Here is a 21,707-nt window from a genome sequence, read left to right as displayed (position 1 = left end):
TAATTGTGTTAGGGACTAACAACGCAGGAGCAGTCTAACTGGTCTGCAAATATGCTATCACTGCGCCTTTTTAATTGCTACTAGCAAGACTCAAAAAAGTACTGAAAAATGCTAAAAAATCATAAGTTTTTAACAGAAAATAACAATGGAATGAAACATTTAGATTGGAGAAAGGCTTGTTAAGTTTTTAAAAGTTATACAATTTTTAATTTGATTATTTTATTAATCAAAAACTTAAAAATAAGTTTACATAAATGAGGCTCGATTGTTTCATTGTGTAATTTATGTCAACCTAAAAAAAGGCCACCGCTTAGGTGACCTTTCATTTGAAATTTTAATTCGAGGCTTTGCGTTTCATCTGATCAAAGAAGTCATCATTGGTCTTGGTTTCTTTCATACGATCCAGTAAGAACTCCATCGCTGCCAATTCATCTTGAGTATGCAGCAGCTTACGCAGAATCCAGACTTTGCGCAGATTGTCTTCTGACATCAGGCGTTCTTCACGGCGAGTACCAGATTTCTTGATATTCATCGCAGGGAAGACACGTTTTTCAGCAATACGGCGATCCAGAGTAATTTCCTGGTTGCCTGTACCTTTGAATTCTTCGTAGATCACTTCATCCATCTTGCTGCCTGTTTCAATCAGGGCAGTAGAGATAATGGTGAGTGAACCACCTTCTTCAATATTACGTGCAGCACCGAAGAAACGTTTAGGACGTTCTAATGCATGCGCATCTACACCACCGGTCAAAACCTTGCCTGATGAAGGAATCACCGTGTTATACGCACGTGCCAGACGGGTAATCGAATCCAGCAGAATCACCACATCTTTTTTGTGCTCAACCAGACGTTTGGCTTTTTCAATCACCATTTCAGCGACTTGAACATGACGTGCAGGTGATTCATCAAAGGTCGACGCAACCACTTCACCGCGAACGGTACGTTCCATCTCGGTGACTTCTTCTGGACGTTCATCAATGAGAAGCACAATCAGAATAGCTTCTGGGTTATTACGAACAATCGATTGCGCAATACTTTGCAGCAACATGGTTTTACCGGCTTTTGGCGGTGCCACAATGATTGAACGTTGACCTTTACCAATCGGTGCCACCAAGTCGATCACACGTGTGGTTAAATCTTCAGTGGTACCATTACCGAGTTCCATCACCAGCTGTTCAGTCGGGAACAATGGGGTCAAGTTTTCGAATAAGATTTTATTACGTGAATTTTCAGGGGTGTCGTAGTTAATCTGATTAACTTTAAGTAAGGCAAAATAACGTTCGCCTTCTTTTGGTGGACGAATAGTGCCAGTAATGGTGTCGCCAGTACGTAGGTTAAAACGACGAATTTGAGAAGGACTGACATAGATATCGTCAGGGCCTGCTAAATAAGAACCTGCGGCTGAGCGTAAAAAGCCAAAACCATCTGACAAAATTTCTAGAACGCCATCACCAAAAATCTCTTCGCCATTCATTGCATGACGTTTTAAGATGGCAAAAATAATGTCTTGCTTACGGTTACGAGCCATACCTTCAAGGCCCATAAACTCGGCAATCTTGATGAGTTCGCCAATCGGTTTTTTCTTGAGTTCGGTTAAATTCATAGGTGGTCAGATAGAATCAAAGTTCTGAGGTACAGGTTAGAAAGGGAGTAACATTCGGCCGCATACAAGCATTCAAACGAAAGCAATTGAATTTGCAAAAGAACAATTCAGAGATCTGTTTGAGTGTTTCAAAGAAAAATGTGAAAAACAATTTCTATTGCCGAGCGGCATCTTATGTAATGTGTCTTGTAAGAAATTGGCAGGATTTAAGATCCTTTATCTCTTGAGTAGCAAATATAAGAGAAAATGTCGGCTTTGTCAATTTATAGCCGAAAAAAATACGCGATTGTCAGTCGCGTATTTTTTACTGAAAATGCTGGGCTTAGATATTGTCATCAATAAACGCAGTCAGTTTAGATTTTGGCGCAGCACCCACTTGAGTTGCAACAACTTCACCATTTTTGAACATCAACAAAGCCGGGATATTACGGATGTTGAAATTTACGGCAGTTTGTTCGCAAGAAGTTACGTCAACTTTCACGATTTTAACTTTGCCCTGGTATTCATCAGCAAGCACTTCTAGTACGGGTGCAATTGCTTTACATGGTGCACACCAGCCCGCCCAGAAGTCGACCAGTACAGGTACGTCTGATTGAAGAACGTCTGCTTCGAAGTTTGCGTCAGTAGTGTTTACGATGTTGCCAGACATGGAATGTGCTCCAGATTAATATTTTAAAGATAACTAATTATTAGTATTACATAGCCATCTTTAACAATGTAGGGGAATCTGTAAATTTTCAATGCTTAATGTTATTTTGTCTAATGGATGATCACGATAGTGATGATCGTGTCCTACTATTGTTCCCGATATAAAAAGAATCATGCATCAAATTGTCGCTACAAATGGCTTTTAAATTGCATGCATGTGAATTACTCTAAGCACAATTCGTTAAAGGTTTATTTCCGGAATGTCTGACTTTTTGATTGATGAAGAATTACTTGCCGCCATCGATATGGGATCAAATAGCTTTCATTTGGCCATCGCACGTGTAGATCATGGCGAAGTTAAAAAAGTGGCATCAATGTCAGAAAAAGTTCAGCTTGCCGCCGGACTCGATGAAAATAAAAATTTAACCGAAGCTGCACAGCAACGGGGTTTGGCCTGTCTGGCACGTTTTGTCGGACGTTTAGGTGCAGTTCAGCCAAATCGTTTACGGATTGTGGCGACCAATGCCTTGCGTCAAGCCAAAAATGGGCATGAATTTATTCAAAAAGCTGCAGAAATTCTACCCAAGCCAATCGAAATTATTGCCGGCCGTGAAGAAGCTCGTCTGATTTATCTCGGGGTTTCGCATACCATGGCCAACAGTGGTCGTCGTCTGGTGGTTGACATCGGTGGCGGTTCGACTGAGCTGATTATTGGTGAAGAGTTCGAGCCGATTCATACTGAATCGGTGCAGATGGGCTGTGTCGCCTTTACCAAGGCTTATTTTCAGGATGGTGAGATCAGTGCCAAAGCTTTTGATAAAGCGGTTACTGCGGCGCGTAAAGAAATCTCCGGAATTGCGAATACCTATAAAGAAGCCGGCTGGGATGCGGTGGTCGGTTCCAGTGGCACGATCAAGGCCTGTCGTCAGATTTGTATCAATATGGGCTGGAGCAATGACAAAGAACAGCTCACCCGTGAAGGCCTGGAAAAACTCAAAGACAAACTGCTCAAATATAAATATGTCTCGGATATGGAATTCGAAGGTCTCAAAGAAGACCGCCGCGCGGTATTGCCGGCTGGGATTGCCATTCTCTATGCTGTGTTTGATGTGCTCGGAATTAATCATCTGGTTTATTCGGATGGTGCGCTGCGTGAAGGCGTGATGTATGACTTGCTTGGCCGTTTCAAGCATGAAGATATCCGTGATCGTTCCGTACATGCCCTGATTGGTCGTTATAATGCCGATGCCAAACAGGCCGAGCGTGTGGTCCAGACTGCACAAAAACTGTTTAATGACGTGGAACATGAACTGGGCCTGACGATAGAGGATAGCGATCTGTTACGTCGTGCTGCCTATCTGCATGAGATTGGTTTGGCGATCAGCCATAGTGGTTATCATCGTCATGGTGCCTATTTATTACAACACTCGGATATTGCCGGTTTCTCACAAGTCGACCAAAATCATTTGTCACATTTGGTCGCACACCATCGCCGCAAATTGCGCGTTGATGCCAAGCATGATGTGATGAAAGTCGGTGGATCGAAACTTTTATGGTTATGTTTGCTGCTTCGTCTGTCGGTTTTGGTCAATCACAGTCGTAGTGATGAGATGCTTCCTGCCATTGAACTTAAGGTTGAAAATGCGCAACAATGGCAGCTCAGCGTGTCTGGTGATGCCAAACAATGGCCATTGCTGGTGGCTGAACTGCATGATGAACAGCAGCAATTTAAAAATTGGGAGATTGAACTCTCGATTCAATCCGAACAGTTTGTTAATTAATACCTTTATAGGGATGAAAACGGTTAACCTATGAAAAATAAAGCGACTCCATCAAAAGCATGGGCGACAGTGCAGATTGCACGTCATCCGGAACGTCCACAATTTCTGGACTATGTGGGTGAAATATTCACTGAATTTGATGCTTTACATGGTGACCGCCTATATGGTGATGATGGTGCGATGATCGGTGGTCTGGCTCGTTTTGATGGTCAACCGGTGATGATCGTCGGTCAGCATCGTGGTCGTAGTACCCGTGAAAAATTACAGCATAATTTTGGCATGAGTAACCCTGAGGGTTATCGTAAGGCGCAGCGTCTGTTAGATATGGCTGAACGTTTTAATCTGCCAGTCTTCACCTTTATTGATACCATGGGTGCTTATCCGGGAGTTGGTGCAGAAGAACGTGGTCAGGCTGAAGCCATTGCCACCAGTCTGGCGCAGCTTTCCAATTTGAAAGTACCGGTGATTGCAACTGTACTCGGTGAAGGCGGTTCAGGTGGCGCACTGGGTATTGGTGTGGCAGACCGTGTGGTGATGCTGTCTCACAGTATCTATTCAGTGATTTCACCTGAAGGCTGTGCATCGATTCTTTGGAAAACTGCCGAAAAAGCCGAACAGGCCAGTGAAGCCTTGGCGCTGACTGCAGAAAAATTGCAGAAAATGGGCATTGTAGAATATGTGGTAGATGAAGGTGAGGGCGCTCATTTAAATCCGGATCATGTGATGAACAGCTTGAAAGCAGTGTTAAAAGAAGCTTTGAATGAACTGCAACCAATGGAAGCGCAAGCACGATGCGAAGCACGTTACCAACGTTTAATGAAGTTTGGCAGCGACAATTTAGGTCTGGTTTCTTAAAACAGCTGCAGGGCTTTCCTGCAGAGACAAAATTTCTCATCGGGTGCAGTGGCGGCGTAGATTCTATGCTGCTACTGCATCTGATGTTTTTTTTATGCCCGGAAAAAGTTCGGGCGATTTATATCGATCATCAATTACAAGCTTTTAGTGCAGATTGGGGCAAGTTCGTGGCAGATCGATGCCAGCAACTGAGTATTCCCTGCATCATCCAGCCGGTTCAGGTCAAAAATGGCAATCTGGAACAGCAAGCGCGTCATTGCCGTTATCAGGCTTATTTACAACATTTGCAAACGGATGAAATTCTGGTGCTGGCGCATCATCAACAGGATCAGGCAGAAACCTTAATGCTGCGCCTATTATCTGGTGCTGGCGTGGATGGTTTGGCGGCCATGAAACAGGTTGATGTACGTGAAAATCTCACCATTTGGCGGCCACTGCTGGATATTTCCCGTGAACAGATTTGCCAATGGGCAAAACACTTAAATATTCAAAATATTGAAGATCCGAGCAATGCTGATACCCATTATGACCGGGCCTGGGCACGCCAGACCTTGTGGCCAGTTTTGAGTGAACGTTATCCGAAAATGCAGTCTGCGCTGGTACGCACCAGTGAACTGATGCAAGATGCCCAGCAAATTTTGCAAGAAGTGCTACAACAAGATTTACAGGCGTGTGGAACCGATACGCAACTTGATTTGTCTAAACTTCTACAACTTTCAAGATCACGGCAACGCCAGTTACTCTCCGCCTGGATGAAAGGCGAAGCGCAGTATCGTCCCTCTTTAGATATGGTCGAGCGTTTGCAACGCGAGGTGATTCATGCCAAACCTGATGCTCAGGCGGCCTTACACTGGAAAGATTATTACTATGTACGCTATCAGCAGCAACTATATCGTTTGACAGCAGAGGTTTATTTGGCCGAGCAGCAACAGCTTCAAACTGGCCTAAAAACCTTGAAAATTGCGTTAAAAGATCATGTGCAGGTCTTGTCCGGAAAATATGTCATTGAATCTGCAAAGGTGGGTTTATCCGCAGCATTATTGCAGCAGCCCTTATACTTGCAGCAGCGTCAGGGGGGTGAAAAGATCCATCTCTATGGTCGTGTTGGCGCCTGGCCGCTGAAAAAAGCCATTCAGGAAGCGCAAATATTTCCTTGGGTTCGGCATACTATTCAAATATTAAGCACAGATAATGTTATGCTAGGCGTGTTTACCCCTAAAGGATTTTGGTTGGCCCAATCTGCATATTGTGAAGCAGGGGGATGGCTGCCGATTTCGGTTTCTTCAACTTTAGAACTCAACAACGAGCATTAAACATGAGTGCAGCTTTAAATTGTAATATTAGTTTTATTGGTGGCGGTAATATGGCCCAAGCCTTAATTGGCGGCCTGATTTCGCGTGGTTTGCCAACAACACGTATTACAGTTTCTGATCCGGTCGAACAAGTCCGTGCCTTACTTGCGGAAAAAGAAATCAATGTGACCGATGATAATAGCGCTGCAATTCAGGATGCAGATATTGTGGTGTTTGCGGTAAAGCCTCAAGTTTTGGCACAAGTGTTACAGCCTTTAAAAGGTCTGGTCAATGATAAGCTGATTATTTCCATTGTTGCCGGTGCGGAAATAGCGACATTGGCAAGCTTATTGGGGACAGCGCGTATTGTACGGGTCATGCCGAATACGCCAGCCTTGGTACAAACCGGGGCGCATGGTCTATACGCCCATGAAGATGTAGAAAATAGTGACCGTGATTTGGCCAGTCAGGTTTTAGCCTCTACGGGCTTGACCATTTGGGTGAATTCAGAAGCGCAAATTGATGCGGTGACTGCTGTATCGGGTTCGGGGCCGGCTTACTTTTTCTATATGATGGAAAGTATGATTCGTGCGGGCAAAAATTTAGGGCTGGATGAAAAAGTGGCTACGGCGCTGACCTTGCAAACGGCTTTAGGTGCGGCACAAATGGCGATCACCAGTTCGAACACCCCAGCCGAGCTGCGTAAAAATGTGACCTCTCCAAATGGAACGACACAGGCAGCCCTTGAAGTCTTCGATCGCGCCCAGATTTCTCAAAATATTCAGGCCGCACTTGCCGCTGCACAAAAACGCAGTCAAGAACTGGCACAAGAGCTCAGTGAAAGCAGCAAATCTTCAGTTTAATTTTTAGGAACGTTCAAGTATGGGTGCAAATTCTGCGCTAATTTTTGGCATTATCATTAACGTCGCGATTTTGCTCGTATTCTTCCGATTTTTAATGCAATTGGCTGCTGTCAGCCCCTACAATCCCGTGGTTCTTTCGACTGTAAAAGCCACTAAAATTGTAGATGTGTTTGGTCGAATTTTCCCAACTTTGGCCAAAGGCCGTGTCAATACTGCCGCTTTGGCATTATTGGTGGTACTGTATTTGCTGAAAATTTTCGGCATGATGTATCTCTCTGGTGGCATGCCGAATGGTCCTGTGCATTTACTGATTTTGACCTTTGTCACCATGATGCAGGACTTGATCCGTTTCTGTCGTTATTTGATTTTCGCTACGATTATCTTAAGTTGGGTGGTGATGTTTACTCAGTCTCGTTCACCGTATATTGAAGTGGTTCAGGAGTTGGCTGAACCATTGCTGGCACCTTTCCGTAAGATTATGCCAAATATGGGGATGATTGATCTCTCTCCAATTTTTGCTATTTTAACCTTGATCATCATTGAAATGATCATGAACCAGGTGGCAATTGTATTGTTGACCGGTCTTTAATTGGATTCAAATAAAAAGGACGCTGAGGCGTCCTTTTTATTTGCGCCTCCTTTTTCTAAAGGGAGGTTGGGAAGGATTTAAATCTCCCCAAACCCCTCTTTTTCAAAGAGGGGCTTTACCTTACATCTTCCAACTCAAAATTATGGACTTCAAGAAAGGCATAGGAATAAGTAAATGAAAGTTCCTCTTCCTTTGGGATGGGGAGCATTGCTTCGTAAGGGAAGAGGGGATTAAAACTAACCTGCATCCCCTTGCCGAATATATGCCTCATCTCCTATAGGGAGGAAGGGGCTTAAAGGCGCATTAATGCGCCTCATCCCAGTTTTTACCTTTACCGACTTCAACCAGCAACGGTACAGAAATCTGCAATACCGATTGCATGACTTCAGCCAGTTTCGGTGCCAATTCATCGGCAATAGCTTCATCGACTTCAAACACCAGTTCATCGTGGACTTGCAACAGCATTTTGGCCTGATCTTTTGGTAACATCTTGTCGACTTCAATCATTGCCATTTTAATGATATCTGCAGCCGAACCCTGTAGCGGGGCATTAATTGCAGCACGTTCTGCTGCTTTACGCACCATCATATTACGAGCATCAATATCCGGTGTATATAAACGACGACCAGAAACGGTTTCGACAAAACCTTGATCGAGTGCCACCTGACGGGTGCGTTGCATATATTCATAAATCCCCGGATAACGATGGAAATACTGTTTAATGTATTCTTGTGACTCTTGACGAGTAAAGCCCAACTGACGGGTTAGACCGAATTCAGACATGCCATAGAGCAGACCAAAGTTCACGGCTTTGGCTTGGCGACGTTGATCATTTGTCACCTCTTCAAAAGCGATGCCCAAAACTTCTGCTGCAGTACGACGATGCACGTCCTGACCGTGATTAAAGGCATGTACCAAGGCTTCGTCTTGGGAAAAATGCGCCATGAGGCGTAATTCAATTTGTGAATAATCGGCAGCGAGCAGCACACGACCTTTCGGTGCTACAAAAGCTTTACGAATTTGACGGCCAATTTTTTCGCGAATGGGAATATTCTGTAAATTTGGATCTGTTGAGGATAGACGACCCGTTGCAGTCAGCGCTTGATGATAACTGGTGTGTACGCGGCCACTGTCATTATTGGCCTGTTTGCATAAACCATCGGTATAGGTGCTTTTCAGTTTAGACAGGCCACGATATTCCAAAATCAATGCGGCAATCGGATGATCCAGTTTTTCTAAAATACTTTCACTGGTGCTGTATTGGCCAGTCGAGGTTTTTTTGCCGCCTTTGAGGCCCAGCTTATCAAACAAAATTTCACCGACTTGTTTTGGTGAGCTGACATTAAAACTTTGATCTGCTAATTCAATAATCTGGTTTTCCAGATTCTGAATGGTTTGTGCAAATTCTTCACTGAGCTGGTCAAGGAAATGCACGTCTAACTGAATGCCATTTTCTTCCATTTTCGTTAATACACGTGCCACCGGCATTTCAATGCGATGCAAAAGCTGACTTAATTCAGGATGGACTTTGAGTTTTTCATCCAAAACTTCATAAAGACGATAAGTGACATGAGCATCTTCAGCAGCATAATGTGCAGCGGTTTCCAGCGGAATCTGGTTAAAGGTTTTCTGTTTGGCTCCTTTACCGGCAACTTGTTCATAGGTCGTGGTCAGATGGCTCAAATACAGACGCGCCACATCATCCATACCATGACGGGTTGCCACAGAATTCAGCACATACGATGCCAGCATGGTATCAAAATACCAGCCTGCCAAATGAATGCCATGGTTTTCCAGTACATGCGCATCGTATTTCAGATGATGACCAATTTTCTGTACACTGTCATCTTCCAGAATCGGCTTGATCTGTGCCAAGATGACTTCACGATTGAGCTGTTCCGGTGCGCCTTCATAATCATGGGCCAAAGGAACATAGTAGGCATCGTTGGCATCAAAGGCGACCGAGAAGCCGACAATCTGCGCGATACGATAATCCAGACTGGTGGTTTCAGTATCAAAGGCAAAACGTTTTTCGCTACTTAAGCGCGCAAACAGCTTGTCCCAGTCCTGCTGGCTTAACACGCTATGATAGGTCGCTTGACCCAGCTGATCATCGCCACTGGTCACAGAAGCATGATCTTCTGTGGTGTCTGGCAGAGTTGCCGGTTTGGCGGTAATGGATCTTGCCGCCTGTTTATAATTTGAATGATTCGGGTTGTTTGGATGATCTAAGGATTGTAGCTGATTACGAAATTCCAGCTCGGTGTACAAATGACGTAAGGTCTCGACATTCGGCTCACCCAGTTTTAAATCGTCATAACCAAAGTTAAGATCCAGATCGATCACAATACTGGCCAGTTGATGGTCCAGTGCAATGCCCTCCACATGCTCTTTAATATTTTGACCGACTTTGCCTTTGATCTTGTCGACATTTTCTAAAATGCCGCCAATCGAACCATATTCGGTTAGCAGTTTTGCCGCGGTTTTGGCACCGACACCCGGCACGCCCATGATGCCATCAGAAGCATCGCCCATCAGGGTCAGGTAATCAATAATCTGATTTGGCCAGACGCCAAACTTTTCAAACACGCCATCGACATCCAGCGGTTTTTCTTTGAAGCTGTCTTCCAGGGTCACTTTGTCTGTGACCAATTGCGCCATATCTTTATCACCAGTCGAAATCAGCACCTGATGTCCCAAGGCTTCGGCACGTTTGGCCAATGTTCCGATAATGTCATCGGCTTCGGCACCCGGTAAGGTATGCAGGGGAATACCCAGCGCACGAATCAAGGCGTGCAAATAAGGAATCTGTTCGGATAATTCCGTCGGCATGCTCGGGCGGTCACCTTTATAAATCGGTGAAAGCTCATGCCGGAACGTCGGTTCTGGCGTATCGAAAATCACCGCCATATGGGTCGGTTGGATCCGACGCATCAGTTTTTGAATAGCAGAAATCGCACCACGAATTGCATTGGTATGTAAACCGGTTGACGTGGTTAATGGTGGCAGTGCGTGAAAGGCACGAAATAAAAAGTAAGAGCCATCGACCAAGACAAATGGTGGCATGTAATCAATTCCTTATTCAAAATACAGCGCTATTGTACGTGATTTTTACTGCGCTCGCTGAGGCGAGTCTGAGTTTACAGCTTAGCGAATATCGGCTGAAGATGAAATAAGCAGCACAAGCTGTTGTATGATGGAATGATTCAGGAAAGAGAAATATAAGAATGGCTGCAGGACGCAATGAGTTACGCATGATCTGGCTGATTACTCTGCTAATTGTCGGGATCAGTGCCTGGTATCTGGATTATCAGATTGTGACTTATCTGTGTGGCGTGGGTTTTCTCTTCAGTGTGATGCAATATGTCAGCGCAGTAGAAGCCCCGCTACAGCAACTGGCTGCACAGCAGCAGAGGTCTCTGGAACGCAATTCAAAAGTTCCTTTATATGTCTCTTCAATTATTGCAATTGTTGGTGGGCTGGCCGAGCTTGACTGGTTGATGGGCATCGGGATTACCGCTTGGGTGTTCTTTTTACTCCGATGGCTGCAACGTCTGGAAGGACGCTTGATACAGTTGCAATCTTATTCTGACGATGCATCACCTTCAATACCACCGAACTGGTCTGATGCTGCACCTGTGACTACTCAACCGGCTCTCAATTCTCAGTCTACGCCTAATCTCATCGATCAAGTGCAGCGCTGGATCTTTCAGGGCAATCCGGTCTTAAAAGTTGCCATTAGTATTTTAGTGATCGGGATTATTTTGTTGCTGCGTTTTGCCACCGAGCACTGGCAGCTGAGTCTGGCTGCTAAATTAGGTCTGGTTGCGCTGGCCAGTTTGTTTGTAACAGGACTGGGCTATCGGCTGATTCCTAAAAACCGCAGTTTTGCTCTGGCGCTGGAAGGATTAGGTTTAGGGAGTTTGTTTCTGACATTATTCTTTGCCTATTACAATCTGGTGATTCCAACCCTACCGCTGGCAGCATGTGTATTTATCATCATTTTGGCAATGACGCTGTATTTAAGTCTGAAACAGGAAAGTATCGAACTGGCCATAATGGCTTTGCTGATTGCTTATCTGGCGCCGTTTACCTTGCCAATCCGAGATGCTTCCGCTGTTGAGCTGATCAGTTATTACTTGCTGATTAATGTCGGGGTGGCAGTGCTGAGCAGCTTCCGCCCCTGGAAAATTCTCAATCAGATTGCCTTTTTAATTACGGCGATTGTCGGTGGAATGTATAGCCTGATTCATGGTGATACTCATGAGCGTTATGCCATGACTGCGCTGATTCTGGCGCATAGTGCGCTGTTTATCTGGCTGGGTTTTCGTTTTAGCCAGTTGCTGGCACGACAGGATTTGTCCCGTTTTCAGCTAAAACCGGTACTCGACTTGGCCTTGATTTTTGCCGCACCGATTACTGCTTATATTTTTCTGTATCTGATTCACTTTAATCAGCCCGATCAAAAACTCTGGCAAGCCGGTCTAAGTCTGTTGTTCGCAGGGGTCTTTGCCACTTGTTGGACTTTATTGCGCCAAAAACAAACGATTCAGCTTATTTCACAAAGTTATCTGAGTCTGATGCTAATTTTTCTGGCACTGGTGCCACCGATCTTATTGACCGAACAATGGAGTGTGGTTGGTTGGGCTGTGGAAGGGGTACTAATTTATCTGTGGGCCTTAGAGAAAAATGTCCGGGTGGCGCATTATTTAAGTATGGGCTTATTGTTGATGGCCGGATTTAGCAGCCTGTATTATCTGGTCGAAATCAATCCCACACCGCGGATGATTTTCTGGATTTTGAGTCTGTGTTATGTGGCAGTGGTGGCGATCAGTCAGCTTAAAGAAAAATACCAGCAGCAACTGGATAGTCTGAGTGTCAGTTTTTTAAGTACTTTAAGTGTTGCAGCCAGTTTAATGCTCTTTGCCTTGCTGGAAGATGAATTTTCGAGTCAGCATGCCTATGTGTTGAGTTTATTCATCATCACACTGGGCTATGTGCTGTTGAATGAAATGATTCTGCGCAAAAATCAGCAATGGTCCTGGTTGCTACCGAAGTGGAGTGGTATCTCACCCTTGCTGGTCATTGCAGTGATTTTGACACTGGATCGCAGTCAAAATGCGGTGATTGTCTGGGATAGCGGTCTGGAGCGCGGGGTTTTTGCCCTTTCGGCGATGCTATTAGCGATTCTGTGGCTCAGACCGCTGGCTGGTTTGCAGCTATCCAAAGAATGGATGAGTTTGGGCGTTTTTAGCAGTTTGGCTTTGGCCAGTCTGTGTCTGATCCCGAGCATGCCTTATTTCAGTATGGTGATCTTACCTTTATTGTTTTGCCTGTGGTGCTATCGACAGGACCTGCAATCAGGCTGGCAGCAGCTTTGGCAAACCAAGTGTTGTTTATTGCTGATGGCCACTTGGCTGGTATGTTCACAGTTATTTAGTCAGCAAGCATTCCAGTATTACTGGTTGCCGATTCTGAATCCTTTTGACCTGATCAGTATCGCCATGTTTGCCAGTTTTATCTGGATGCTGTTGCAACAGATTAAGGTTGGCCGTGATAAGGGCATGATCGCAGTCTTGATGGTGTTGAGCCTGTTATGGCTTTCCAGTTATATGGTTTTAAGAGCTTTACATGTGTATTTACACACGCCGTTTAATGATATGGAGCTATGGGGTAATGCGACGGTGCAACTCAGCTTGACTGTACTTTGGGTATTACTGGCCTGGATCACCATGTGGACGGCAACCTTAAAAAACCTGAAGCCGATGTGGATTTTAGGCGGCAGTATTCTGGTGGTTGTGACCTTAAAATTGGTGCTCTTTGACCTGTCGCATATTGGCACCCTGACGCGAGTCATTTCCTTCTTGCTGGCAGGTGGGGTGATGCTGCTGATTGCCTATATTGCACCGATGCCAGAGAAAACTGATTGAATCCTCTCCCTAAGCCTCTCCTTTAAAAAGGAGAGGGAATCGAAGGGTTATTTTAGATCAGGCTCTCTTTTGAGGGCCTTGTCATTGGCGTATTGGTCAATATCAACATTCTCTAAGGGGCGAGATAATGGATGGTCGACAAAGCCCATTTTCGGCACTGGAATTTCAATCTGATTATCGACAAAGCCATTACGAATCCGTTCCTGCATTTCATCGCGTACTTTCAGATAATTTTCCTGCTGGCACCAGATCGCAAATAACAACTCGATGGATGATTCACGAAAGGCGGTAACGGTGACTGCAGGTTTCGGGTCAGCCAAAACTAATGGATACTTATTGGCGACATCCAGCAGCACTTCTCGTACTTTAATAATATCTTCGTGGAAATTGATCGCCAGCGTAATCGGAATACGCCGTATCGGAAATTTTGACAGGTTCTGTACCGGTGCCCGAATCAGCTGTTCATTCGGCAAACGTACATAGATATTATCCTGCGTGAGGAGTTTGACTGAAAGCAGGTCAATCGAAATCACTTCACCTTCAATGGTATGCCCACGAATCAAGGTGATTTGAATAGTATCGCCGACTTCGAAAGAACCCTCACCAATCAGGAACAGACCGCTGATCAGGTTGGATGCCGAGGTTTGTGACGCAAAACCCAAGGCTACGGTGAGAATCCCGGCAGCCCCGAGGAAGACACTCAGTTTAAAACCGGCTTCTTTCAGGCTGGCCATTACAAACAGCAGGAAAATAAAATAGAAAATCCCGCGGCGCCAGACCAGCTTCTGATGGGCATTAAAACGTACACCAATGGTCCGAATAAAGGTATTGGAAATAAAGCGCGCAATCAGGAAACCAATAAAACATAACACCACCGCGACCAAAATTTCGGTTAAACGGTCGGTATTGATATTGGTAAATACTCCCTTCAGGCTGTTGGTGACTTCGGTCGGAATATTTGAACTTGGCATCAGACGCCCTTAGAAAAATGAATCAAACATATTAAATAAAGCGCCCGCCGGATCACGCGGTGGATGCAGATAGGCGACTTCACCGGCATTTGGCGGGGTACGGTTCTCCACCCGAATACGCGGTGGGCGGTCCGAACCTTCATGCAAGACCCGGATTTGCGAGGTCCATAAGCGCCCGGTACTTTCACTGTAAAATAACGGCAGGGCAGGCACCGGGACATTCATCCGGTCAAAGCGCAATTGCTGGTTACTGGTATTGTGAAATTCAATCGGTGTAACCGCACGAAAAGCGCGTGGATGCAATTGTTTCAGTTCAGTTCTGCCATCGACTGCAGTGGCATAGCAGATTTCACCTGAGCGATGATTCGGCCCAAACCAGGTGTCTTTTGGCAAGATCACCGGGAGATCAAAAATTGGTTCGCGCTGCCCCTCGACAAAACCAGCAATCCATAAGGGCGTGCTGATATAAAGCGTACCACGTTGTCCGGCAGGAATATAAATCGGATCAACCGGCTTGATCACCACCGAACGGTTTGCCAAACGTGGCATCAACTGTAATTTATTTTGGGTGGATTTGAACATATAACGTTCAATGTGCACCGGCGCTGGAAAGGCAAAGTTCGGATCATCAATCTGATGCCATTGCTGCTCATAATCATATTGCACCACAGGACGATAGTATTCCAGTCGCCATTCCTGAATGCCTCGAGTCAGACGAAACAGCAAGGAACCAAACTGCCAGGCTTTGGATTGATTTATTTCAAAAATCTGTTCTCCCCACCAGCGCATTTTCGCTGTATTCGGGATTAATTCATCTTTATCTTGCGGCAATGTTGGCACCCTTTCTTGCTAAATCTTTGAAAACATACTTCACGCTGTCATATGCTTAGAGTACACTCAATTTAAATTTTTTCATCATTATTATAATCCGCGATGCAAGTACTTAAACAATTACAAATCCCATATAGCTTCGCCAAGCGCCATGGTGTGCTGTTGCGTTATGAGGGAGATCAGGCCTTTATTCTGCGTCGTGACAATACCTCGATGCTTGCATTGCAGGAAGCGCGCCGTCTGCTCGGTTATCCGGCTCATTTTCAGCTGTGCAGCGAACAGGAATTTAACCAGTTACTCAGCTCCAGTTTTGCCGGAGATAGCGGCGAATCACAACAGGTGGCTGCGGGTCTGGAAGATCATCCGGATTTACTCAGTCTGGCCGATTCCGTACCTGAAGCTGAAGATCTGATGGATCAGGAAGATGATGCGCCGATTGTACGACTGATCAATGCATTATTGTCTGAAGCGATTCGGGTCGGGGCTTCCGATATTCATATTGAATCTTTTGAGAAAAAACTGTCGGTACGTTTACGGGTCGATGGCCAGCTCCGTGAAATTGTCCAGCCACGCCGTGAACTTGCGCCGCTTTTGGTCTCGCGGATTAAAGTCATGGCCAAACTGGATATTGCGGAAAAGCGTATTCCACAAGATGGTCGTATTTCCTTGCGTCTGGCCGGACGTGAAGTCGATGTCCGTGTATCTACTTTGCCATCCTCTCATGGTGAGCGTGTGGTGATGCGTCTGCTGGACAAGCAGGCCGGTCGTTTAAATATGACCCATTTGGGCTTGATGAATAATGACTATGATCGACTGAAAACTCTGGTGCATCGTCCACACGGCATTATTTTAGTTACTGGCCCCACCGGTTCGGGTAAAACCACCACTTTATATGCCGCACTTTCTGACCTGAATGATGGTTCCAAAAACATCCTCACCGCTGAAGATCCGATTGAATATCAACTGGAAGGTATTGGCCAGACCCAGGTGAATACCAAAGTGGATATGACCTTTGCGCGTGCCTTAAAAGCCATGCTGCGCCAAGATCCTGATGTGGTGATGGTCGGTGAAATTCGTGATCTGGAGACCGCAGAAATTGCGGTGCAGGCCTCCTTGACCGGGCATCTGGTGTTGTCGACCCTGCATACCAATACCGCGATTGGTGCTGTCACGCGTTTGAAGGATATGGGCATTGAGCCGTTCCTGCTTTCAAGTTCCCTGATTGGGGTAATTGCCCAGCGTCTGGTCAGAACGTTATGTCCGCATTGCGCGACCTGGCATGAAGCAGATGCTTTTGAAAAGAAACTGTTTGAAAATATTGAACATCCACAGGATTTAAGACTGCCGCAACCACAGGGTTGTGAACGCTGTGGCAATACTGGTTTTAGTGGGCGTACTGCGATTTATGAAATTGTGCCCGTCGATGATCATATGCGCCGTCTGGTTCATGGCAATGCGGCCGAATACGAAATAGAAAGTTATGCACGGCAGCAATCCGGTTCGATTCGGGATGATGGTCTGCGCAAAGTTTTGGCAGGGAAAACTACCATTGAAGAAGTATTACGGGTCACCAATGAAGCAGCAGAATAATTTTTTAATCTGCTGCTTTTAATGACTTATCCTCAGGATATCTGGATATTTACCAGAGGCTGACGATTTTTTTCATCAGTTGGGCCCGAAAAGGTGCAGTCGGATTGCCCGGATTCCGCTGAGTTTCATTTTCATAGAAGGTCTGCCAGGCCTGCGCCATTTCTAAAGTAACCCCATCCTGTTTCATTTTTTCAACATCGGCTGTGGTGACACGCTGGAAACGGACTTCGGCATCTTTGGGGCCAGCACCCCAACCAATGATACCTTTACCAAATTCAGGCAGAATCATATTGTTGGGTGTTGCAGGAATGGGCAGACGTTCAATCCCGGCATTAACTACAGATTTTACTTGGGGGCGAACTTTTTCTGAAATTTGCAGCTCTGCAAAAGAGGCAGTCGCAATGCTGAACAGGAGAGAACTAGAAATAAATAATTTGAACATGGTGACTTAAAATAAATCATTGCAAATAAGAATCATTATATATAAGTATTAAGATTTTTGCTTTTGTTTTGAAAAGAGAATTTGTTTTTAAGGGAAGATGCAGCGATTAAAATTTTATAATAGCGCTCTAGCTATCCTGAAGCATTTTTCAGGATAGCGGTTGAATCGAAAAATTAAGTAATGACGTTTAAGTTCACATCAATATTATTGCGGGTTGCATTTGAATACGGACAGACAATATGCGCGGCATCTACCAGTTTTTGCGCTTCTTGCTGATCCATACCTTCAAGATGGATATTTAAAGTCACCTCAATACCAAACCCGGTCGGAATTGGACCAATTCCTACATCACCTTCGATATAAGCATCTTTACTCATATTCAGTTTGTCACGATTGGCAACAAATTTCATCGCACCCAAGAAACATGCCGAATAACCTGCGGCAAAGAGCTGTTCAGGGTTGGTTCCACCACCAGGGCCCCCCATTTCTTTGGGCACGGCTAATTGTACATCTAAAATCTGATCGTCAGAGGTGGCGCGGCCATCACGACCACCTGTGGCTTTGGCATGTGCGGTATAGACGGCTTTTTCTAATGACATGAGCTTAATCCCTATTTATTGTTCATGGAGCTTCTATGCTCGGCGATTTTGCCTGAAGAATAAGCAGGGATTTTGTTAATTTATGCAAGTATCCGGGCAGGTTTCTTAAGAAAGTTGTAGCAGTTTACGATGTTGCATTAAAGGCATGGATTCACGGATTTTTTGCTGTTCACTTAAATCAAAGTCCACCGTAATCAAATGGGAGCCATCAGCATGGATCATATTCAACAGTTGGCCGCGGCTATTGGTGGCAGCTGCATGCCCCCAAGTCTGACGTTTTTCACCATGCCAGCCTTGTTGAGCAGCGCCAAGTACCGAACACTGGCTATCCATGGCACGGGTTTGCAGCAATAACTGCCAGTGCATTTCACCGGTGGTATAGGTAAATGCAGAAGGCGCAGTCAGCAGGTTTGCACCCTTAGCACGTAAGCTTAAAGCCAGTTCTGGAAAGCGCAGGTCATAACAGACCATCAAGCCGATATTGCCAAAAGGAGTTTTCGCGACGACCACCTCTGTACCAGGTTCAAAGAATTTGGACTCCTGATAACCACCAACGGCATCGCCGACTTGCACATCAAACAAATGAATTTTGTCATAGCGCGCTTCAGTTCGTTCAGGACTGATACACAGACTGACAGTACGCACCCGGCCATCTTGAATGATTGAGCCATCCGGACGATAAGGGCAGGGCAAAGTCCCGGCCACAATCCAGGTTTGATATTGATGGGCAAGTTGTTCCAGACGTTGTTGAATGACTTCAAATTGTGCAGCAGTTTCGCGTTGTTTGCCTGCTGCGAAACAGACGAAATTTTCCGGGAAAACAATTAACTCAGCACCATTGGCCTTACTTTGTTGAATTAAAGACTCAATCTCCACAAAATTGGCATCAATTTCATTTTGAGAATTCATTTGTGCAACAGAAAGTAAAGTCATGCGGTCCTCTTATATAGTCGTTATACCTTTTGCTCGGAGATTTTATCTAAATTGTCTTGCTCTTTCTGTAACTGTTTGACTAAAGGTTCAAACATATTCTGGTTGCTTTGATTTAGCTTCATCAAGGTTTTATGCGCATCCAGAACGGTATTTAGCATATTTTGATGCGTGACATGTTCTTCCATCAGCGCACGGGTGCAGACATTCGGATCGCCACAATAATTCAGAATCACAAACACCTGGCTCAGTCCCATACTGTTGGCCAAAGTAGTAATGTCGGAATTGGTAGAAAGCATAACAGCCTGAATATTATGTACTTGTTTGAGTTTCAGTCCTAACTTGGCCAAAACACCGAGTACGGTACTGTCAATAAAACTGGTTTCGGTGAGATCAACGATAGCGCCAACCACATTGTCCTGCTGTTCAATTTTGTTCAGTAATTTGTCTAGACTAATACAAGATTGGGCACGCACTTCGCCGATAAGCTTAAAAATATGCGTTCCATTCAGACTTGCATATTCAACATGACCTGTTGACATATAAATGCCATTTGCAGAGAAGGATATTAAATTATCCCATAGGGTGTATTGATACTCAAGTAGCTGAAAGTGGTAATCAAATTAAGTGCTTATAAAGTCTGTAAATATACTGCTAATTTACGCGGATAAAGCTTAAAAAGGCGATATCGTCGGCCACATGTTCTGGAGCCTGAAATGACTCATTCTGCAAGTGATGTAATAATTGTGAAAATTGCTCATTTAATCCACCATCAAAGGGTTCCAGTGCACCATCTGAACAGATAATAAAACGGGCATTAGGGCTTAATACCCATTCGTTTTCTTCAACCTCAAGCTCTTCGGTCAGGCCTAAAGGGAAGCTGCTGGTAGAGAAAATCTTAGGTTCTTGATTGGGTTCAAATATAATCGGTGGGGGATAATGTCCGGCACTGGACCATTTCAATACATGGGTTTCCAGATTTAAAATCCCGGCAATCATGGTGATGTGCTTTTCAATATTTTCCTGCATTAGCATGCCGTTAAGCTTTTTAATCAGCTCTCGCGGCGTTTTGGAGCGACCGTGAAAAGCCGCCATCCAGGACGTGAGTAAACTACTGGTGACGCCATGTCCAGATACATCGGCCAAATAGAAAATCACTTCTTTGTCGCTAATTTTCCAGTAATCATACCAATCTCCAGAAAGATAGGCTGAAGGCTGAAAATAAGTTTCGACCTCATAATTGGTCAGTTTAATCGGGTTGGGTAACAATCTTTTTTGGAGTTCTGCCGCAGAAGGCAGATCACGGCTGTCCTGGTTACGTTTATATTGCGCATCAATTTTTTGCAGCGCCAGGTCAGGATTTTCAGGAAGTTTATTCCAGATCCAGCCTGCCAGCGCCCCTTGCTCCCAAGCCTGAGCCAACGCTGTGCCTTCATGCTCTAAGGCCAGCACAATGGTAGGCAGATTCCACTTATATTTCAGATAGTCATGTACATCTGCAATTGCGATAATCGTAGAATCATACAGCTCATGATCATCCAGATAGATCATCTGAATATGCGGAAGCGTATCAAGTACCTGATCTAAATAGGGAATATCACGAGTCGGTTGAATGAAATACATAAAAAAGTGATTCGATCTCAGGGTTGGTTATACGATGTACTATAACAAGCAAGGTATTGCTAGCGAACAGATTTCACTAGCAATCATACATCAAGCATGAACTTAAAGATCTTCTTCTGAAGATTCAATATTGTTCTCATCAAAAGGTACATCTTCAGAACTATCTTCTTCGAAGTCATCTTCTAGGAATAGGGTATCTTGTTCTGTACCTTTCTTTTCAGCAATCGCGTAGTTGGTGCGTTGCAAATAAATATCCCGAATCTGGGCATAACGATCACCGGTCAGTACCCCTTCAACATCCAGTATTTCCGAGCGGTTATCAATGGCACGCCAGAACTGGTCGGTCCAGTAAAGCCCATCTTCATCTTCGAGAAGATATTTTTGTGGGCGGGTTTGACTATCTACAGCAGTACCAATCACCCCACGCACTGAACTTGGGCCTAAAAATGGCAACATAATATAAGGACCAGACGCAACACCATAATAACCCAAAGTAGTTCCAAATCTCTCGTCTTCATGACTTAAACCAAGGCGACGTGCCGGATCAGCCAAACCTAAGGTCGTTAAAGTATTAATGGTAAAACGTCCCAAGGATTTTGCTGCGCGGGTCGGACGGCCCTGAATCAGCTGATTGACCACATTCCAGGGTTCCCCCAGGTTATTACGGAAATTGGTGTAGCTACCGCGGACATCCTGTGGAACTTTCTCAACATACTGAACAGCTATAGGACGTACCACAGTACGGTCAATCGCATCATTAAACTGATAAATCTTTCTATTTAACGGTTGGAAAGGATCTTTGACTTCTTCAGCCTGTGCTGCACTGGCATCGACTTTTAGCTGTGTCTGTAATTGTTGTGCCTTGGCCGATATTTTGGTTCTGAGTGGCGTTTTCAAAGATTCATTTTCCACATCCGTGTTGACCTCTGCGAAAACATGTACGCTTGATACTAGAGAAAATAAGCATATAGATAAGTAAATAGAACGATGCATAAGGAAACCCGAGGCCTTGTCTGAGTAAGGAGCACTACTTATTAGTATAAAAATAATAAACGTTATATTCACGAATAGACATCATTTAAGCAAATTTGTATAAAAAATGAATGAAAATACACAAAAAGAGTAAAAAATGTACATGCAAAATAATTTTCTTGAAAAAG

The 21,707-nt window shown here is 44.7% G+C and carries 18 protein-coding genes; 7 read left to right on the top strand and 11 right to left on the bottom strand.

Translation table 11 applies throughout. The features are described from left to right. Positions 1-334: 334 nt before the first annotated feature. Both rho and trxA read right to left on the bottom strand, forming a co-directional pair. A complete protein-coding gene (gene rho / locus LOZ91_RS07305; protein WP_005095808.1) occupies positions 335-1,603 on the bottom strand; it encodes a transcription termination factor Rho in 1,269 nt (422 codons plus the stop codon). Between the two features lie 322 nt (positions 1,604-1,925). Beyond that, on the bottom strand, positions 1,926-2,252 hold the full coding sequence (gene trxA, locus LOZ91_RS07300) for a thioredoxin (RefSeq protein ID WP_004278266.1): 327 nt from the start codon (positions 2,250-2,252) through the stop codon (positions 1,926-1,928). Positions 2,253-2,511: 259 nt separating this feature from the next. Between trxA and ppx the strand changes: the two genes are divergently transcribed. The 5 genes from ppx to LOZ91_RS07275 are packed head-to-tail and all read left to right on the top strand — an operon-like array spanning position 2,512 to position 7,631. Then, positions 2,512-4,032: an exopolyphosphatase gene (gene ppx, locus LOZ91_RS07295; protein ID WP_005095810.1), complete on the top strand. Its 1,521-nt coding sequence runs from the start codon at positions 2,512-2,514 to the stop codon at positions 4,030-4,032. 30 nt (positions 4,033-4,062) lie between these two features. Beyond that, a complete protein-coding gene (locus LOZ91_RS07290) occupies positions 4,063-4,887 on the top strand; it encodes an acetyl-CoA carboxylase carboxyltransferase subunit alpha (protein ID WP_005095813.1) in 825 nt (274 codons plus the stop codon). After that, positions 4,824-6,200, top strand: a complete 1,377-nt coding sequence (tilS, locus tag LOZ91_RS07285) for a tRNA lysidine(34) synthetase TilS (protein ID WP_244782905.1) — start codon at positions 4,824-4,826, stop codon at positions 6,198-6,200. The genes LOZ91_RS07290 and tilS overlap by 64 nt, the downstream gene beginning before the upstream one ends. 2 nt (positions 6,201-6,202) lie before the next feature. Beyond that, positions 6,203-7,042, top strand: a complete 840-nt coding sequence (gene proC, locus LOZ91_RS07280; RefSeq protein WP_005095818.1) for a pyrroline-5-carboxylate reductase — start codon at positions 6,203-6,205, stop codon at positions 7,040-7,042. Between the two features lie 19 nt (positions 7,043-7,061). Further along, complete coding sequence (locus LOZ91_RS07275) at positions 7,062-7,631, top strand: YggT family protein (protein ID WP_005095820.1); 570 nt, start codon at positions 7,062-7,064, stop codon at positions 7,629-7,631. 303 nt (positions 7,632-7,934) lie between these two features. On the opposite strand, the gene polA is transcribed toward LOZ91_RS07275, so the two are convergent. Further along, positions 7,935-10,697: a DNA polymerase I gene (gene polA / locus LOZ91_RS07270; protein WP_244782903.1), complete on the bottom strand. Its 2,763-nt coding sequence runs from the start codon at positions 10,695-10,697 to the stop codon at positions 7,935-7,937. 161 nt (positions 10,698-10,858) lie between these two features. Here polA and LOZ91_RS07265 point away from each other — a divergent pair, with 161 nt between their 5' ends. Next, positions 10,859-13,561, top strand: coding sequence for a DUF2339 domain-containing protein (locus LOZ91_RS07265; protein WP_244782902.1), 2,703 nt, complete (start codon positions 10,859-10,861; stop codon positions 13,559-13,561). 47 nt (positions 13,562-13,608) lie between these two features. Here the strand turns inward: LOZ91_RS07265 and LOZ91_RS07260 are convergent, their stop codons facing one another. Both LOZ91_RS07260 and LOZ91_RS07255 read right to left on the bottom strand, forming a co-directional pair. Continuing rightward, positions 13,609-14,532: a mechanosensitive ion channel family protein gene (locus LOZ91_RS07260; protein WP_005095828.1), complete on the bottom strand. Its 924-nt coding sequence runs from the start codon at positions 14,530-14,532 to the stop codon at positions 13,609-13,611. A gap of 9 nt (positions 14,533-14,541) precedes the next feature. Further along, complete coding sequence (locus LOZ91_RS07255; protein WP_167381259.1) at positions 14,542-15,321, bottom strand: hypothetical protein; 780 nt, start codon at positions 15,319-15,321, stop codon at positions 14,542-14,544. Between the two features lie 144 nt (positions 15,322-15,465). On the opposite strand from LOZ91_RS07255, the gene gspE reads away from it, so the two are divergent. Further along, positions 15,466-16,953, top strand: coding sequence for a type II secretion system ATPase GspE (gene gspE, locus LOZ91_RS07250; protein WP_005172539.1), 1,488 nt, complete (start codon positions 15,466-15,468; stop codon positions 16,951-16,953). A gap of 49 nt (positions 16,954-17,002) precedes the next feature. Here the strand turns inward: gspE and LOZ91_RS07245 are convergent, their stop codons facing one another. From LOZ91_RS07245 to LOZ91_RS07220, 6 genes are all read right to left on the bottom strand, one after another. After that, positions 17,003-17,395: a DUF4951 domain-containing protein gene (locus LOZ91_RS07245; protein WP_100355709.1), complete on the bottom strand. Its 393-nt coding sequence runs from the start codon at positions 17,393-17,395 to the stop codon at positions 17,003-17,005. A 173-nt stretch (positions 17,396-17,568) separates the two neighbouring features. Beyond that, complete coding sequence (locus LOZ91_RS07240) at positions 17,569-17,994, bottom strand: organic hydroperoxide resistance protein (RefSeq protein WP_005095836.1); 426 nt, start codon at positions 17,992-17,994, stop codon at positions 17,569-17,571. Positions 17,995-18,099: 105 nt separating this feature from the next. Continuing rightward, the gene (locus tag LOZ91_RS07235) at positions 18,100-18,927 is read right to left on the bottom strand and encodes a carbon-nitrogen hydrolase family protein (protein ID WP_179999671.1); all 828 of its coding nucleotides are present in this window, start codon (positions 18,925-18,927) and stop codon (positions 18,100-18,102) included. Between the two features lie 20 nt (positions 18,928-18,947). Then, positions 18,948-19,466, bottom strand: a complete 519-nt coding sequence (gene gigB, locus LOZ91_RS07230) for an anti-anti-sigma factor GigB (RefSeq protein WP_004647542.1) — start codon at positions 19,464-19,466, stop codon at positions 18,948-18,950. Positions 19,467-19,578: 112 nt separating this feature from the next. Next, complete coding sequence (gene gigA, locus LOZ91_RS07225) at positions 19,579-20,547, bottom strand: RsbU family protein phosphatase GigA (protein WP_005095839.1); 969 nt, start codon at positions 20,545-20,547, stop codon at positions 19,579-19,581. Between the two features lie 102 nt (positions 20,548-20,649). Further along, complete coding sequence (locus LOZ91_RS07220; protein WP_005095841.1) at positions 20,650-21,540, bottom strand: VacJ family lipoprotein; 891 nt, start codon at positions 21,538-21,540, stop codon at positions 20,650-20,652. Positions 21,541-21,707: the final 167 nt, after the last annotated feature.

Origin of the sequence: Acinetobacter sp. F-1, from assembly GCF_022869025.1 — a bacterium.
GTDB lineage: Bacteria > Pseudomonadota > Gammaproteobacteria > Pseudomonadales > Moraxellaceae > Acinetobacter > Acinetobacter pseudolwoffii.
The sequence above is the reverse complement of the archived record's forward strand: the minus strand, read 5'-3'. Positions and strand labels throughout refer to the sequence as shown.